The organism is Streptomyces sp. NPDC026301 (assembly GCF_055567935.1).
The window spans coordinates 334,853-350,987 of record NZ_JBVHPN010000004.1 but is presented as its reverse complement, the minus strand read 5'-3'; the positions used below and the strand labels follow the sequence as shown (position 1 = coordinate 350,987).

The window sequence follows — 16,135 nt, the reverse complement described above, 5'->3', positions numbered from 1 at the left end:
CGGCCGCTCCAAAGGCAAGTAGTCAAACTTGAGGAGCCGTCGGCACGTGCCACTACTTCCCGCGCTCACCCTCGACCGGCTCTCCGGACTCTCCCGGTGCGCCGCCGTGTACGTGCCAGGTGATCCGCCGCGTACGGGACGGATCGCCTTCTGGTGGCCCGATGGCGGGCCGTCGCCCGATGGCGAGCCGCTTCCCGATGGATTCGCCGCGGGCACCGTGTCCGCCGAGAGGCTGACCGTCGCCCTGCCCTCCGAAGAGGGCCAGGTCGTCACCCGTGAGGTGCCCGCGCTCTTCCTGCCGGTCGCCGCCGCGCTCCCCGTACTGACCCGGGCACGCGTCTCCCGTACCGCGCACCCCGCCGCGGCCTTCTGGGGCGCCGCTTCCGTGGTCGCGCTGCACCTCGTGGCACGGGGCAGGCTGCTGCCCGGGCTGAGTGCCGACGAGCACGACGCCTGGCGGTGCGGACCGCTGGAACCGGAGGACATCGCCCGCATACGGGAGCTCGCCGCCGCGATGCCTCCGTACGCGCACGCCACGCCGCTCCCCGGTACCTCCCCGGTACGGCTGCCCGCGCCGGAGCGGCTGCTGCGCTCGTTCCTGGACGCCGTGGCCGACGGGCTGCCGCGCTCCCCCGCAGCTGTGACGGCCGTCGGCGGCCCCGCGTACGCGGCGGAGGCTCCTCAGCACATCCCCGAGCAGCGGGCCTGGGCGGCCGATGTGGCGGCCGGACACGACGCGGGCGTGCGTCTCTCCCTCCGCATCGAGATCGCGGGGCTGGACGGCCAGGACGGCGATCTCGGCTTCCGCGGCGGGCCCACTCCTGCGCGCTTCACCGCCGTGCTCCAGCTGCACAGCCTCACCGACCCCGCCCTGGTCGCCGACGTCTCGGACGTGTGGGCCGGCGACTCGCCGGCGGGGCAAGCCTTCGGGGCGCGCGCCCGCACGGACACGCTGCTGACGCTGCGGCGGGCAGCCGCCGCCTGGGCACCGCTGGAGCCGCTGCTCTCCGCCGCCGTACCGGACGTCCTCGAGCTCGCCGAGGAGGAGATCGGCGAGCTGCTGGGGCCCGGCGCACGGGCACTCGCCACCGCCGGTGTACAGGTCCACTGGCCCAAGCAACTCGCCCGCACCCTCACCACACGTGCCGTCGTGGGCCCACCGGAGGCGACGGCTTCTGCGGAGCCGGCGCCGGACCGCACGGAGTCCGCGCTGCCGTCGCTGCTCTCCGCCGATGCGCTGCTCTCGTTCAGCTGGCGCTTCGCCATCGGGGAGCAGGAGCTGAGCCGGGAGGAGCTGGACCGGATGGCGGAGGCCGGACGGCCACTGGTGCGGCTGCGCGACCAGTGGGTGCTCGTCGCCCCCGAAGCGCTGCGCACCGCACACGAGCGCCGGGACCGGAAGGTCACGCCCATGGACGCGCTCGGGGCAGCGCTCACGGGAGCGGTCGAGACCGGCCGCGGCGAGCATGTGGAAGTACAGGCGTCCGGCCCGCTGCGCCAGTTGCGCGACCGGCTCGCCGACCCGGAACGTCTGGGGGACGACGCGCCTGCGCAGCCGACCGCGCTCGCCGCGACGCTGCGCGACTACCAGTTGCGCGGCCTGGGCTGGCTGCACCGTATGACGTCGCTCGGCCTCGGGTGCTGCCTGGCCGACGACATGGGACTGGGCAAGACGATCACGTTGATCGCGCTCCATCTGCACCGCCAGGCCGCGCCGGAGCGCGCGGGCCCGACTCTCGTGGTCTGCCCGACCTCGCTGATGGGCAACTGGCAGCGGGAGATCGAGAAGTTCGCGCCGGGCACCCCCGTGCGCCGGTTCCACGCGGGGCGGCGCAGCCTCGCGGACCTGGCGGACGGCGAGGTCGTACTGACGACGTACGGCACGATGCGGGTGGACGCCGAAAAGCTGGCCGAAGTGGGCTGGGGCATGGTCGTGGCCGACGAGGCCCAGCACGTGAAGAACCCGTTCTCCGCCACCGCCAGGCAGCTGCGGACGCTGCCGGCCGGTGCCCGGGTGGCGCTGACCGGCACCCCGGTGGAGAACAACCTCTCCGAGCTGTGGGCGATCCTCGACTGGACCACGCCGGGCCTCCTGGGCCCCCTCGGCCGCTTCCGTACGCGCTACGCGCTGGCCGTCGAGGGCGGTGCGGACCCCGCCGCAGCGGAGCGCCTGGCGCGGCTTGTACGGCCGTTCCTGCTGCGCCGCCGCAAGTCCGACCCGGGCATCGCGCCCGAGTTGCCGCCCAAGACGGAGACCGACCGCGCGGTGGCGCTCACCGGGGAGCAGGCCGCGCTGTACGAGGCGGTGGTGCGCGAGGGGCTCGCCGACATCGCGGGCACGGACGGCTTCGCCCGCCGCGGCCTCGTGGTCAAGCTGCTGACCTCGCTCAAGCAGATCTGCAACCACCCCGCGCAGTACCTGAAGGAGGAGGGTGTCGAGCAGATCCCCGGGCGGCGCTTCGCCGAACGCTCGGGGAAGGTGGAACTCCTGGACGAACTGCTGGACACCCTGCTCTCCGAGGGGGCCGGCGTGCTGGTCTTCACCCAGTACGTGCGGATGGCGCGGCTTCTGGAGGCGCACTTGGCGGCGCGCGGCGTGCCGAGCCAACTGCTGCACGGCGGTACGCCCGTCGCGCGCCGGGAGGAACTGGTGCAGCGCTTCCAGGACGGCGACGTGCCCGTGTTCCTGCTGTCTCTGAAGGCGGCGGGCACCGGGCTGAACCTCACCCGGGCCTCGCACGTCGTGCACTTCGACCGGTGGTGGAACCCGGCTGTCGAAGCACAGGCCACCGACCGCGCGTACCGCATCGGCCAGACCCAGCCGGTGCAGGTGCACCGCATGATCACCGAGGGCACGGTGGAGGACCGGATCGCCGACATGCTCGCCCGCAAGCAGCGGCTGGCGGATGCCGTACTGGGCTCGGGAGAAGCCGCGCTCACCGAGCTGACCGACGCGCAACTGGCCGACCTGGTGGAGCTTCGAGGGAGCGAACGATGAGCGATTTCCACGGCGCCGGGAGCGCGTACGACGACGAGACCGACGGCACGTACGGGGACGAGCACGCGGGGCGGTCCGAGCGGACCTTCGCCGCGCTGCCGCCCGCCCATGGGCGCGGCTTCGCGGGCACCTGGTGGGGACAGGCGTGGCTGAAGGCGCTGGAGGACACGGCGCTGGACAACGCGCAGCTGAAGCTGGGGCGCCGGCACGCCCGCGCGGGGGCGGTGGGCGCGGTGTCCGTGAGGCCGGGGCGGATCACCGCCGTCGTACAGGACCGTGACCGCACCCCGCACCGTTCGGACGTGCTGCTCCAGGAGCTGGGCGCGGCGGACTGGGACCGCTTCCTGGACATGGTCGCCGACCGGGCGGGGCACATCGCCGCGCTACTGGACCGTGACATGCCGCCGCAGCTCGTCGAGGACGCGGCGGCGGCCGGCGTCGAACTGCTCCCCGGGATCGGCGACCTGGAGCCGTCCTGCGACTGCGAGGCATGGGACCACTGCGCCCATACGGCCGCGCTCTGCTATCAGATGGCGCGGCTGCTGGACCAGGATCCGTTCGTGCTGCTCCTGTTGCGCGGGCGCGGCGAGGAGGGGCTGCTGGGCGAGCTCCAGGCGCGCAGTGCGGCGCGCGCACAGACGTACGCGCCGGAGCCGGGCGAGGAGACCGGCACGACGGAGGCCGAGGACGGTGTGCCAGCGGCCGAGGCGTTCGCGGCCCAGGAGGTCCTGCCGCCGCTGCCGCCGCCTCCGCCCCCGGTGAGCGAGCCGGGCACCGCGCCCGCGCTGGGCGGCGGCACCGCGCCGGCGCCCGGCATCGATGTACCGGCCCTGGAGTTCCTCATCGGGGACACCGCGGAGCGGGCCGGGAGGCTGCTCGCCGAGGCGCTGTCCACCTGGCACGCGGACACCCCGCCGGCGAGCGGACCGACGCCCGCTGAGGACCTCGTACGGCTCGCTGCGGCCGGCCCGCCCGCGCCGGTCGCCGAACGGCTCGCGGCGGCCTCCGGGCGGGACGCCAGGGGCCTGGCGGCGGCCGTACGGGCATGGCGACAGGGCGGCCCGGCCGGGCTCGCGGTACTGGAGGAGGAGTGGGCCCCGGGACCCGAAGCGCTGGACCGCGCCACCACGGGGCTGGCCGCCGCGTGGGCGGACGAGGCGGACCGGCCCCGGTTCCGGGTCACCCGCAACCGGTGGACGGTGGTCGGCACCGCCGCGCAGCTGCGGCTGGGCAGGGACGGCCGCTGGTGGCCGTACCGGAAGGAGCAGGGCCGCTGGCTGCCCTCGGGGCCGCCGGACGAGGACCCCGCAGCGGCGCTCGCGTCCCTTCTGGCGGAGGAAGGGGCGTACACAGGGTAGGCAGTACGCGGGCCCTGAGGGGAGTGACTCTTCAAGCACCCTAAGTACCCCAAGTGCCCCAAAGGCCCGCTCCACGCCGGAAATTGCGTCGACACCGCACACACCGGTCGTCATGATCGGGCCATGGCGAATCCGAACCCGGAGCCCTCCGGCAGTCCCGTCAGAGAACGTGCCGAGCGCGCCGTCCGTATCGCGGTCAGAGCCGCGCGCCGGCTGGGGCTGCGGGCGGGCGAACCACGGGTGCTGCACGACGTGTTCAACGTACTGGTGCACCTCGCGCCGGACCCGGTGGTCGCCCGCGTACCGTCGCTCGCCCTGGTGTCCGCCGAGGAGCAGGCGGTCAAGCAGCGGCGCGAACTGGACGTGGCGGGCTGGCTGGCCGACGCGGGAGCGCCGGTCGTACGGCCCAGCCCGCTGGTGCCGCGGGAACCCGTCGCGTGCGACGGCAGGTCGCTGACCTTCTGGGAGTACGTCGACGAGAAGGACCCGTTGCGCGAGGCCGTCGCGGCCGGTCCGGAGGCGCTGGAGGACCGCTTCGTCGAGCAGACGGGCTGGACGGCGCAACTGCACGGCTTCCTGGCCCGGTATCCGGGCGAGCTGCCCGTGCTGTCCCCCGTGGTGCCCACCCTCGCGCCGCTGCTGGCCGCGCTGCGGAAGGAGCCGCAGGGGCTGACGACCGCCGAGCTGGACCGGGCGGAGCAGGAGTACGCGGTCCTCGAAGCGCTCGCTGCCGACCTGCCCGGCCACTTCCCCGGGGTCCGCATACAGCCACTGCACGGGGACGGGCCGTCGTACAACCTCCTGCGGACCGCCGAGGGGCATCTCTTCAGCGACTTCGAGGACGTCACCCGCGGCCCAGTGGAGTGGGACCTGGCCATGGTGACGCCGCGGGCGACAGCGGAGTACGAGCGCGCGAGCGGCCACCGCCTGGACCGCCCGCTGCTGGACGTCATGGAGCGGGCGCGGCTGCTGCAGGTGGTGGGGGCGCTGGCCGTCGTGCCCTCGATGCCGGAACTGGGTTCGATGCTGGCCCTCATGGTCGACCAGTGGCGCGAACGTCCTCCGCTCGGCCCGGACCTCCTCACCCGATAGCGGAGACCTGTGCCGTCCGGTGCTCCGCCGCCCGCTGCACCAGCAGTTCGTGCAGGTCGCGGGCGGCCCTGGGGACGGCGCCGGCGCGGCGGCGCTGTACGGCCATGTGGACCTCCGTGCCGTCGCCGAGCAGCGGGCGGCACGTGAGGGCGCCGGAGCGCTGCAGCGGGTCGCCCAGGACGCTGTAGTCGGGCAGCACGGTGGCACCCAGCCCCTCCGCGACCATCAGCTTGCCCATCTCGGCGCCGTCGGTGGAGTACGAGAAGGACGGCGTGCGGCCCGCCAGCAGCCGGTGGACGTAGCGGTGCATCACATAGCCGGCGCGCATCACGATCAGCGGCTCGGCGAGCAGGTCCGCCACGCTCACGGCGCTCAGGGCGGCCAGCGGGCTGTCCGGGCGGACGCAGACGACGGGGCGGCCGCGGAGCAGTTCGGTGGTGTGCAGGTCGGGCGGCAGGTCGTCGCCCTGGAGGTAGTTGACCAGACCGAGGTCGAATCCGCCGTCCATCAGACCGTGGTGGATGCCGTTCTGCTGCTCCATGACCACCTCGACCTGTGTGGCCGGGTGGCTGCGGCGGAAGGCCTGGACGGCCGGTACCAGCAGCGGCACGGTGGCGGCGTTGACGGTACCCAGGCGCACCGTGCGGCTGATGTGGTGCTGCTGGTCGGCGGCGCTGCGGAGTTTGTCGACCGCGTCGAGCACACCGATGATGTGCGGCAGCAGCTCCCGCCCCTCGTCGCTGATTTTCGCGCCGGAACGTTTGCGGTCGAGCAGGTCGACGCCGAGTTCGCGCTCCAGATTCCGGACCGTTTCGCTCAGCGCGGGCTGTGACAGATGCAGCGCGTCGGCTGCGCGGCGCAGCGAACCGAGCCGGGTCACGGCCTCTATGTACTCCAGTTGTTCCGTCCGCACGGCTGCTTTCCTTTCGGTGGGCCGGGATCGATTCCCGCATGTCCGACTGCCGGTGTCGATCTGCCGCTGCATATTGACGGAGCGCCGCTTCAAGGGGGAACCTATCACCACCTCAAGGATGCCGAATCGACCGATGCGGCATCCTGACGGTAAACTCACCGACAGCGCCGCCGGGAATTACCCGGAAGGCCCGGCCGGAGGCCGTTCACGGCCTGTTTCGGAAGAAATGTTGCAGGGAGGTGACGTGTTGATGAAGCCGCGACCGAGTCTGCCGCAGCGCTTGACGGAGCGCCTGACGGAGCGGCGTCACGTCGACCTCGTCCGGGTCTCCAGCGCCCTGTGTCGCCCCTCGGCCTGAGCGCCGCCTTCTCTTTCCACGGACACTCACCGGTCCGGTAATTCCGCATACGCGCGCCGCGCGCTCCCCACAATTCACGCCTGTTCGCGCGCGCTGCGGTCTCTTTTTCACGGATTCCCACGGCTTTCCGTGGCCTTTCCGTTCATTATCTCCGCCGGTGAATCCGCCTGCCCTGACGGGTATTTTCTCCGCACCCCGACACCTCGATTCCCCCTGCCCTTTTTCAGCGATCCGGAGTTCTTCCATGTCCGCATCCGCTCATGTTCCACAGCCCGCCGGCGGCCCGGCGCGGTTCGCCTACTGGGTGCCCAATGTCAGCGGTGGCCTGGTCACCAGCACCATCGAGCAGCGCACCGACTGGGGCTACGAGTACAACCGCAAGCTCGCCCGGCTCGCCGAGGACAACGGCTTCGAATACGCGCTGAGCCAGGTCCGCTACATGGCCAGTTACGGCGCCGAGAACCAGCACGAGTCCACCTCGTTCAGCCTGGCGCTGCTGCTCGCCACCGAGCGCCTGAAGGTCATCGCCGCCGTCCACCCGGGGCTGTGGCACCCGGGCGTGCTCGCCAAGTTCGGGGCCACCGCCGACCACCTCTCCGGCGGCCGGTTCGCCGTCAACGTGGTCAGCGGCTGGTTCAAGCAGGAGTTCACCGCGCTCGGCGAACCGTGGCTGGAGCACGACGAACGCTACCGACGCGCCGAGGAGTTCATCCGCGCCCTGCGGGCGGTGTGGACCGAGGACCACGCCGAACTGGCCGGCGACTTCTACCGGATCCGGGACTTCTCGCTGAAGCCGAAGCCGCTGAACACCGCGGAGCGCCCGCACCCGGAGATCTTCCAGGGCGGCAACTCCACCGCGGCCCGCGCGATGGCCGGCCGGGTCTCCGACTGGTACTTCAGCAACGGCAAGGACTTCGACGGAGTCACCGAGCAGCTCACCGACGTCCGTGCGGCCGCCGCGGCCGCCGGCCGCACGGCGCCGAAATTCGGCCTCAACGGCTTCCTGATCGCCCGGGACACCGAGAAGGAGGCCCGGGAGGTACTGCGCGAGATCGTCGCTCAGGCGGACACACAGGCGGTCCGCGGCTTCGGCCAGGCGGTCCAGCAGGCGGGCAGCTCCACCGCGGACGGCAAGGGCATGTGGCAGGACTCCTCGTTCGAGGACCTGGTGCAGTACAACGACGGGTTCCGTACCGGGCTGATCGGGACACCGGAACAGATCGCCGAGCGCATCGTGGCCTACAAGCGGCTCGGCGTCGACCTCTTCCTGCTCGGCTTCCTGCACTACCTGGAAGAGGTCGAGTACTTCGGCGAGCGGGTGCTGCCGCTCGTACGCGAACTGGAAGCCCAGGACAAGAACCTCACCGAAGGAGCACTGGTATGAGCACCGCCGCACACACCGACTGGCAGCACCGCCCCGCGCCCGCCACTTCCGCTGCCTGGGTCGACCGCGCCGCAGAGGTCGCCGCCGTCCTCGCGACCGACGCCGCCGCCCGGGACCGGTCCGGCGCCACCCCGTACGACGAGGTCCAGCTGCTCAAGGACTCCGGCCTGGTCACCCTGCTGGGGCCGGTGGAGCACGGCGGGGGCGGCCAGGACTGGCCGACCGCGTACCGGGTGGTGCGCGAGGTCGCCAAGGCCGACGGGTCGATCGGTCAGCTGCTCGGCTATCACTACCTGTGGAACTGGGCGGCCCGGCTGGTCGGCACCCGGGAGCAGTGGGAGCACGTGGAGGCCGAGGCCGCCCGCAACCGCTGGTTCTTCGGGGGCGCCGTCAACCCGCGCGACAACGACGTCGTCGTACGGGACGAGGGCGACACCCTGACGTTCACCGGGCGGAAGTCCTTCTCGACCGGCAGCAGGGTCTCCGACGTCACCGTGCTGGAGGGCGTCCTGGAGGGCAGCGTGGGGCCCGACAACCCCGAGGGCGACCATGTCTTCGCCATCGTGCCGTCCGACAGTGCGGGCCTGGCCTTCCACGACGACTGGGACAACATCGGGCAGCGGCTCACGGAGAGCGGCAGTGTGACGATCGACGGGGTACGCGTCCCGTGGAGCGCGGCGGCGGGCTACGTCGACAAGTCGTTCCAGCGACGTGTCTACAACACCCTCAACGTGCCCACCATCCAGCTGGTGTTCGCGCACTTCTACCTGGGGATCGCGGCCGGCGCGCTGGAGACGGCGGGGACCTACACCCGTACCAAGGCCCGCTCCTGGCTGCACGGCGGCCACGAGCGGGCCGTCGACGAGCCGTACGTCATCGACACGTACGGGGACCTGACGGCGAAGCTGTGGGCCGTCGAGGCGCTGGCCGACCAGGTGGCCGAGGAGGGCTGGGCGCTGCACTCCGACCCCGATGCGGTGACCGAGCGGGACCGCGGTGAGCACGAGGTGCGGGTGGCGGCCGTGAAGGCGCGTGCCACGGACGTCGCCCTGGAGGTGGCGAACCGGATCTTCGAGGTGACCGGCGCGCGGTCGACGGCGACCGCCGAGGGCCTGGACCGCTTCTGGCGCAACATCCGTACGCACACCCTGCACGACCCCGTCGCCTACAAGCGCCGCGAGGTCGGCCGCTTCGTGCTCACGGGCGAACTGCCGGAGCCGACCTGGTACTCGTAAGCCCCCCGCCACCCGGTACTCGTAGGCACACCGCGGCGGGCCCGAACCGGGCGGGCCCGCCGCTCCTCTCATACGTGTTCGCACCACCACACACCCCGAGGTGAACCTCCATGGCCACCGTGCTGTCCCTCTCCGGAAGCCCCTCCCCCACGTCTCGTACGGCGCGACTGCTGCGCCACCTGGACACCGCCCTTGTTGAACAAGGACACGAAGTGATCCCGCTGGATGTCCGGACGCTGCCCGCGGAGGCTCTGCTGGGCGCGGACTTCGGGCACCCGGCGATCGTCCGGGCCACCCGGCTCGTCGAACAGGCCGACGGCATCGTCATCGGCACGCCCGTCTACAAGGCGGCCTACTCCGGCCTGCTCAAGTCCCTGCTCGACCTGTTGCCGCAGTACGCGCTGGCCGGCAAGACCGTGCTGCCGCTGGCCACCGGCGGGTCCACGGCGCACGTCCTCGCCATCGACTACGCGCTGCGGCCCGTGCTCTCCTCGATGGGCGCCTCGCACATCGTGCAGGGCTGGTTCGTCCTGGACCGCGACATCACCGTCCAGGAGGGCGGCGGCGTCCACGTGACACCGGGGACGCGCGAGGCGCTGGACGGTGTGCTCGGGCAATTCGCGGCGGCGCTGGACCGCGCGCCCCTGCGGGTCGCGGCGTGACCGGCCCCGTCGCCCATGTGATCGCCGACGACGCGGAGGCGCTGGCGGTCGCGGCCGAACTGGCGGCGGAGTTCCGTACCGGCGCGGCGCACCGGGACGCCGAGCGCCGGCTGCCGCGGGTCGAGCTGGACCGGCTCTCCGACAGCGGCCTGCTCGGCATCACGGTGCCGCGCGCGCACGGTGGCGCGGACGTGACGGCCGAGACGCTCGCCGGGGTCTTCCGGCTGCTGGCGAGCGCCGACGCGAGCCTGGCGCAGATTCCGCAGAGCCACTTCGTGTACGTGGCGGTGCTGCGCCGACAGGGGACCGCGGAGCAGCAGAAGTTCTTCTTCGAGGAGGTGCTGGCCGGGCGGCGGCTGGGCAACGCCCAGTCGGAGGCGGGCACCAAGCACGTCCAGGACATCCGCACCCGGCTCGTCCCGCAGCCGGACGGCTCGTACGTCCTGGAGGGCGTCAAGCACTATTCCACGGGCGCCCTGTTCGCCGACTGGATCCCGGTGCTGGCCCGCGGCGCCGACGAAGAGCTGCACGTCGCTTACGTACCGCGTCACGCGCCCGGTGTGACCGTCGTGGACGACTGGGACGGCATGGGCCAGCGCACCACCGCCAGCGGAACGGTGCGGCTGGAATCCGTCCTGGTCCCGCGCGACCGTGTGGTGCCGCACCACCTCACCTTCCGGGGCCCGCAGCTGCACGGCGCGCTCGCTCAGTTGCTGCACGCGGCCATCGACACCGGGATCGCCGAGGGCGCGCTCAATGAGGCGGCGGAGTTCGTCCGGGTCAAGAGCCGGCCGTGGTTCGAGAGCGGGCTGGAGACCGCCGCTGAGGACCCGCTGCTGATCCAGCAGTTCGGCGAGCTGGCCCTGAAGGCGCGAGCCGCGGGCGCGCTGCTGGCGGAGGCGGCCCGCGGCGTCGACGCGGCGACCGGTGACCTCACGGACGACAGCGCGGCGGAGGCATCCATCGCGGTGGCCGCCGCCAAGGTGCAGGCCGCACGGGCGGCGGTGGAGACCGGCAGCGCGCTGTTCGAGGGGGCCGGCACCCGCGCGGCGCTGAACGGCCTGAACCTGAACCGGCACTGGCGCGACGCACGCACCCACACGCTGCACGACCCCGTGCGCTGGAAGGTGCAGCACATCGGGCGGTACGTCCTGAACGGCACCAAGCCGCCCCGGCACGGCCTCCTGTGAATCGCCGGCGCACCCGGTAATCGGCGGAATGTGGTCGCCATGGTGAGGCACGCATGTTTCGCTGACGGAATGGTGACGTACGAGGAAGATGTGCCGCATTCCGAAGAAGACGTGCCGTACTACGAAGACGTGATGCCGGGCAGCGGCTGTCTGCCGCCCGGTGCCCGGCTGCCCGGGTCGGACGCCGCCCGGCTGTCGCTCGGCGGGACCTGGCGGTTCCGGCTGTCGCCGACCGCGGCCACCGAGGACGCGAGCTTCGCCCGCCCCGAGTACGACGACTCGGCATGGGAGGAGCTGCGGGTGCCGGGCCACTGGGTCCTCCAGGGGCACGGTGCTCCGGTGTACACGAACACCGGGTATCCGTTCCCTGTGGACCCGCCCCGGGTGCCGGAGGAGAATCCCACCGGCGACCACCGGTACGCGTTCGACCTCCCGGCCGACTGGCCGGCGGGCTCCGCCGTGCTCCACTTCGGGGGCGTCGAGTCCTGTGCCCGGGTGTGGCTGAACGGCAGCGAGCTGGGTCACTTCAAGGGCAGCAGGCTGCCGCACGAGTTCGAGGCGGGCTCCTTGCTGCGGCCCGGGCGCAACGTCCTGGCCGTCCGCGTCCACCAGTGGTCGTCCGGCAGCTACCTTGAGGACCAGGACCAGTGGTGGTTGCCGGGCGTCTTCCGCGAAGTGGAGCTGCGGCACCGCCCTGAGGGCGCGGTGCGGGACGCCTTCGTGCACGCCGGGTACGACCACCGCACCGGGCAGGGCACGCTGCGGGTGGACAGCGACCCGGCGGGGCGGGTGACCGTACCGGAGCTGGGCCTGGACCTGGCGACCGGGGAGAGCGCGACGGTGCCGGTCGAGCCGTGGACGGCGGAGACGCCCCGGCTGTACGACGCGGAGCTGGCCACCTCCGGGGAGCGCGTGCCGCTGCGCATCGGGTTCCGCACGGTCGTCGTCGAGGACGGGCTGCTGAAGGTCAACGGGCGGCCGATTCTGCTGCGCGGCGTCAACCGGCACGAGTTCGATCCGGTCCACGGGCGCGCGGTGGGAGCGGACGTCATGCGGCGCGATCTGCTGCTGATGAAGCAGCACAACATCAACGCCGTGCGCACCAGCCACTATCCGCCCGACCCGGCCTTCCTGGCGCTCTGCGACGAGCTGGGGCTGTGGGTGGTCGACGAGTGCGATCTGGAGACGCACGGCTTCGCACAGCAGGACTGGCGGGGCAATCCCGTCGACGACGAGCGCTGGACGCCGGCGCTGCTGGACCGGGCCCGCCGGATGGTCGAGCGCGACAAGAACCACCCGTCCGTGATCCTGTGGTCGCTCGGCAACGAGTGCGGCACCGGACGCGGGCTGTCCGCGATGGCCGCGTGGATGCGGGAGCGCGATCCGTCCCGGCCGCTGCACTACGAGGGCGACCCGAGTTGCGCCGACACCGACGTCTACTCCCGGATGTACGCGGATCACGCCGAGGTCGAACGGATCGGGCGGCGTACGGAGGAGCCGCTCCCGGACGCCACTCTGGATGCCCGGCGCCGCGGCCTGCCCTTCGTGTTGTGCGAGTACGCGCACGCCATGGGGAACGGGCCCGGCGGGCTGAGCGAGTACCAGCGGCTGTTCGAGACCTACGAGCGCTGCCAGGGCGGCTTCGTGTGGGAGTGGATCGACCACGGGCTGCGGCAGTACACCGCGGACGGCGTCCGGTACCACGCGTACGGCGGGGACTTCGGCGAGGAGCTGCACGACGGCAACTTCGTGTGCGACGGGCTGGTCTTCCCAGAGCGCGCGCCCTCCCCCGGGCTGATCGAGTACAAGAAGGTCATCGAGCCGGTCCGCTTCGAGGCGGCCGGTCCGGACGGCGCCCCCGGGGCGGTGCGCGTCACCAATCTGCACGACTTCGCCGACCTCTCCGCGCTCGCCTTCCCGTGGAGTTACGAGGTCGAGGGCCGGCCGATCGCGGAGGGAACCCTCACGGTGCCGCCGCTGCTGCCCGGCGAGAGCGCCGAGGTGAAGCTTCCCGCGCCGCCCGAGGACGCCCCGAGGGACGGCGAGGCGCTGTGGACCGTACGGGCGGTGCTGGCCGAGGACGCCGCCTGGGCCGAGGCCGGGCACGAGGTCGCGTGGGGACAGCTGCCGGCCGCGCCGCTTCCGGTGCCGCGGCCGTGGACGCCGAGCGCGGCCCCGCGCCGGGGCACGGACCGGCCCCTCACGCTCGGTCCGGGCGTCTTCGACGCCACGACCGGGGCCCTCGGCCGCCTCGGCGGCTTCCCCGTGACCGGCCCGCGGCTGGACGTCTGGCGGGCGCCCACGGACAACGACGAGGGCGCGCCCTGGCAGCCGGGGCAGCGCTGCGGGCCCGAGTGGCGGCGGATCGGCCTGCACCGGATGCGGCACCGTACGGACATGGTGGCGGCGGAGGGGGACGCGCTGGTCGTCCGTACCAGGGTGGCGCCGGCCGCCACGAGTCTGGGCTTCGCCGTGGTGCACCGCTGGACCTCGGACGGGGCGGCGCTGCGACTGGAGGTGGCGGTGACGCCCGAGGGCGACTGGCCGGTGCCGCTGCCGCGGCTGGGGGTACGGATGGGCCTGGACGGCGATCTGGGCGCCGTTCGGTGGTTCGGCGGCGGTCCGGGCGAGGCGTATCCGGACACGTCCGCAGCGGCCCGCGTGGGCCACTGGTCGCTGCCCGTCGACGCGCTCCAGACCCCGTACGTACGGCCGCAGGAGAACGGCGCGCGGATCGGTGTGCGGTGGGCCGAGCTGACGCGTCCGGACGGGACGGGGCTGCGTATCGAAGGAGAGCCGGACTACTTCTTCACCGCGCGGCGCTGGACCTCCGAGGAGCTGGACGCCGCCCGGCACACGCCGGATCTGGTGGCCGGTGACCGGGTGTGGCTGAACCTGGATCATGCGCAGCACGGGATCGGCAGCGGGTCGTGCGGCCCGGGCGTGCTCCCGCAGTACCGCCTCGAAGCCGCTCCCGCCGCGTTCGCCTTCACCTTCCGGCTGCTGGAATGACAGGCTTCAGGGCATGAGCACTTCCTCCCCCTCGTTCGCGGAAGCCCTGGTCCGCGGCCCCGTCGTCCTCGACGGCGGGCTGTCCAATCAGCTGGAGTCGGCCGGGCACGACCTCAGCGACGAGCTGTGGTCGGCCCGGCTGCTCGCCGAGCAGCCGGAGGCGATCACCGCCGCGCACCGGGCGTACTACGAAGCAGGCGCCCAGGTCGCCATCACGTCCAGCTACCAGGCCACCTTCGAGGGCTTCGCGCACCGCGGCATCGGCCGTGAGGAGGCGGCCGGGCTGCTGCGCCGCAGCGTGGAGCTGGCCCGGGAGGCCGCCGGGCTCGCCATGAAGGACGGCGTGCCGGGGCCGCTCTACGTGGCGGCCTCCGCCGGCCCGTACGGCGCGATGCTCGCGGACGGCTCCGAGTACCGCGGCCGCTACGGCCTGAGCGTCGCCGAGCTGGAGCGGTTCCACCGACCGCGGCTTGAGGTGCTGGCGGCGGCGGAACCCGATGTGTTCGCGCTGGAGACGGTGCCGGACGCCGAGGAGGGGCAGGCCCTGGTGCGCGCGGTGCGCGGCCTCGGAGTGCCGGCGTGGCTGTCGTACAGCATCGAGGGCGACCGGACGCGGGCCGGGCAGCCGCTCGCGGAGGCGTTCGCGCTCGCCTCCGAGGCGGAGGAGATCGTGGCCGTCGGGGTCAACTGCTGCGTACCGGAGGACGCGGACGCGGCGGTGGAGCTGGCGGCGCGGGTGACCGGCAAGCCGGTCGTGGTCTATCCGAACAGCGGTGAGGAGTGGGACGCGCAGGCACGCGCCTGGCGCGGGCGGGCGACGTTCACTCCGGAGCGGGTGACGGCGTGGACGGCGGGTGGCGCGCGCCTCATCGGTGGCTGCTGCCGCGTGGGCCCCGACTCCGTCTCCGCCCTCGCCGGTCTCGTCTCGCCCTGACTCCCCTCTGATGTGCTGCGGCCCCGCCCCGTAAGTGGCGGGGCCGTTTCGTGCGTGTGACGGATCAAGGTCGTTATGCAGACGCAACCCCCACGGCGGAGACAGCGGACACGGCCGGTGGCAGGATCCATCCCAACTCGCCGTCGGCAGGTCACTGTTGATTTTCAACGCTTCCCTGGAGGACCGGTGTCAGCTCGCTCGTCGCTGCCTGTCATAGCCGTCGTCGCGGCCGTCGCCCTGGCGGCCGGCTGCACCAGCACGAAGTCCGAGGGGAACCAGGGTTCCGGGTTGCAGCTGGTGTCCAAGGGGTTGCTCAAGACCTGCACGCACCTGCCGTACCCGCCCTTCCAGGTGAAGAAGGGCAACAAGATCGTCGGATTCGACGTGGACCTCATGGACCTGGTGGCCAAGGACCTGAAGGTCCAGCAGGAGATCGTCAACACGCCCTTCGAAGGCATCGAGACCGGCCAGGACTTCAATATTCGCAAGTGCGACCTGGCCGCGGCGGGCATGACGATCACGCCGGAGCGCAAGAAGGTCATGGACTTCTCCGATCCGTACTTCAACGCCACCCAGGCGCTGATCACGAAGAAGGGCAAGCCCTACAAGAAGGTCGAGGACCTCAAGGGCCGCAAGCTCGGCTACCAGAAGGCCACCACCGGCGGCATCTACGCCAAGAAGCACGCGGGCAAGGACGTGGACCTCGTGGAGTACGAGGACCTCGGTCTGCTGCTGACCGCCGTGAAGACCGGCAAGGTGGACGCCGGCATCAACGACAACGGTGCGCTGTTCGACTACGTCAAGTCCAACCCCGACACCGAGGTGACCGCGGAGTTCGACACGGGTGAGCACTACGGCATCGGCATGGGCAAGGGCAACGACGCGCTGCGCAAGCAGATCAACGCCGCTCTGAAGAAGGCCAAGGCCGACGGCAGCTACGACAGGATCTACAAGAAGTGGTTCGGCACCACGCCGCAGAGCTGACCCGCGCCGTCCACC

Annotated in this window: 12 protein-coding genes; 11 read left to right on the top strand and 1 reads right to left on the bottom strand. The window is 72.3% G+C overall.

The window, feature by feature from the left end; translation table 11 throughout:
• Positions 1-46 precede the first annotated feature (46 nt).
• From ACZ4MH_RS09460 to ACZ4MH_RS09450, 3 genes are all read left to right on the top strand, one after another.
• Positions 47-2,998 carry a DEAD/DEAH box helicase gene (locus ACZ4MH_RS09460; protein ID WP_351588721.1) on the top strand — a complete coding sequence of 984 codons (2,952 nt, stop codon included), beginning with the start codon at positions 47-49 and terminating at the stop codon, positions 2,996-2,998.
• Positions 2,995-4,356, top strand: coding sequence for an SWIM zinc finger family protein (locus ACZ4MH_RS09455; RefSeq protein ID WP_351588718.1), 1,362 nt, complete (start codon positions 2,995-2,997; stop codon positions 4,354-4,356). Before ACZ4MH_RS09460 ends, ACZ4MH_RS09455 begins: the two co-directional genes overlap by 4 nt.
• 123 nt (positions 4,357-4,479) lie before the next feature.
• On the top strand, positions 4,480-5,448 hold the full coding sequence (locus ACZ4MH_RS09450; RefSeq protein ID WP_351588715.1) for an aminoglycoside phosphotransferase family protein: 969 nt from the start codon (positions 4,480-4,482) through the stop codon (positions 5,446-5,448).
• Here the strand turns inward: ACZ4MH_RS09450 and ACZ4MH_RS09445 are convergent.
• Complete coding sequence (locus tag ACZ4MH_RS09445) at positions 5,438-6,361, bottom strand: LysR family transcriptional regulator (protein WP_351588712.1); 924 nt, start codon at positions 6,359-6,361, stop codon at positions 5,438-5,440. The two genes, ACZ4MH_RS09450 and ACZ4MH_RS09445, sit on opposite strands and share 11 nt — an antisense overlap.
• Here ACZ4MH_RS09445 and ACZ4MH_RS09440 point away from each other — a divergent pair.
• From ACZ4MH_RS09440 to ACZ4MH_RS09405, 8 genes are all read left to right on the top strand, one after another.
• On the top strand, positions 6,336-6,719 hold the full coding sequence (locus tag ACZ4MH_RS09440) for a putative leader peptide (RefSeq protein ID WP_351588709.1): 384 nt from the start codon (positions 6,336-6,338) through the stop codon (positions 6,717-6,719). The two genes, ACZ4MH_RS09445 and ACZ4MH_RS09440, sit on opposite strands and share 26 nt — an antisense overlap.
• A gap of 244 nt (positions 6,720-6,963) precedes the next feature.
• Positions 6,964-8,103 carry a dimethylsulfone monooxygenase SfnG gene (sfnG, locus tag ACZ4MH_RS09435; protein WP_351588706.1) on the top strand — a complete coding sequence of 380 codons (1,140 nt, stop codon included), beginning with the start codon at positions 6,964-6,966 and terminating at the stop codon, positions 8,101-8,103.
• On the top strand, positions 8,100-9,338 hold the full coding sequence (locus ACZ4MH_RS09430) for an acyl-CoA dehydrogenase family protein (protein WP_351588703.1): 1,239 nt from the start codon (positions 8,100-8,102) through the stop codon (positions 9,336-9,338). The genes sfnG and ACZ4MH_RS09430 overlap by 4 nt, the downstream gene beginning before the upstream one ends.
• Positions 9,339-9,448: 110 nt before the next feature.
• Positions 9,449-10,000: an NADPH-dependent FMN reductase gene (ssuE, locus tag ACZ4MH_RS09425; RefSeq protein WP_351588700.1), complete on the top strand. Its 552-nt coding sequence runs from the start codon at positions 9,449-9,451 to the stop codon at positions 9,998-10,000.
• Positions 9,997-11,190 carry an SfnB family sulfur acquisition oxidoreductase gene (locus tag ACZ4MH_RS09420; RefSeq protein ID WP_351588697.1) on the top strand — a complete coding sequence of 398 codons (1,194 nt, stop codon included), beginning with the start codon at positions 9,997-9,999 and terminating at the stop codon, positions 11,188-11,190. Before ssuE ends, ACZ4MH_RS09420 begins: the two co-directional genes overlap by 4 nt.
• 69 nt (positions 11,191-11,259) lie before the next feature.
• Positions 11,260-14,202, top strand: a complete 2,943-nt coding sequence (locus ACZ4MH_RS09415) for a glycoside hydrolase family 2 TIM barrel-domain containing protein (protein ID WP_467754437.1) — start codon at positions 11,260-11,262, stop codon at positions 14,200-14,202.
• 13 nt (positions 14,203-14,215) lie between these two features.
• On the top strand, positions 14,216-15,136 hold the full coding sequence (mmuM, locus tag ACZ4MH_RS09410; protein WP_351588694.1) for a homocysteine S-methyltransferase: 921 nt from the start codon (positions 14,216-14,218) through the stop codon (positions 15,134-15,136).
• Positions 15,137-15,322: 186 nt separating this feature from the next.
• Positions 15,323-16,120: a basic amino acid ABC transporter substrate-binding protein gene (locus ACZ4MH_RS09405; RefSeq protein WP_351588691.1), complete on the top strand. Its 798-nt coding sequence runs from the start codon at positions 15,323-15,325 to the stop codon at positions 16,118-16,120.
• Positions 16,121-16,135 lie beyond the last annotated feature (15 nt).

Coding starts and splice junctions, on each gene's coding strand:
- ACZ4MH_RS09455 (WP_351588718.1), top strand. CDS start 2,995: ATGAGCGATTTCCACGGCGCCGGGAGCGCGTACGACGACGAGACCGAC.
- ACZ4MH_RS09450 (WP_351588715.1), top strand. CDS start 4,480: ATGGCGAATCCGAACCCGGAGCCCTCCGGCAGTCCCGTCAGAGAACGT.
- ACZ4MH_RS09440 (WP_351588709.1), top strand. CDS start 6,336: ATGTACTCCAGTTGTTCCGTCCGCACGGCTGCTTTCCTTTCGGTGGGC.
- sfnG (WP_351588706.1), top strand. CDS start 6,964: ATGTCCGCATCCGCTCATGTTCCACAGCCCGCCGGCGGCCCGGCGCGG.
- ACZ4MH_RS09430 (WP_351588703.1), top strand. CDS start 8,100: ATGAGCACCGCCGCACACACCGACTGGCAGCACCGCCCCGCGCCCGCC.
- ssuE (WP_351588700.1), top strand. CDS start 9,449: ATGGCCACCGTGCTGTCCCTCTCCGGAAGCCCCTCCCCCACGTCTCGT.
- ACZ4MH_RS09415 (WP_467754437.1), top strand. CDS start 11,260: ATGGTGACGTACGAGGAAGATGTGCCGCATTCCGAAGAAGACGTGCCG.
- mmuM (WP_351588694.1), top strand. CDS start 14,216: ATGAGCACTTCCTCCCCCTCGTTCGCGGAAGCCCTGGTCCGCGGCCCC.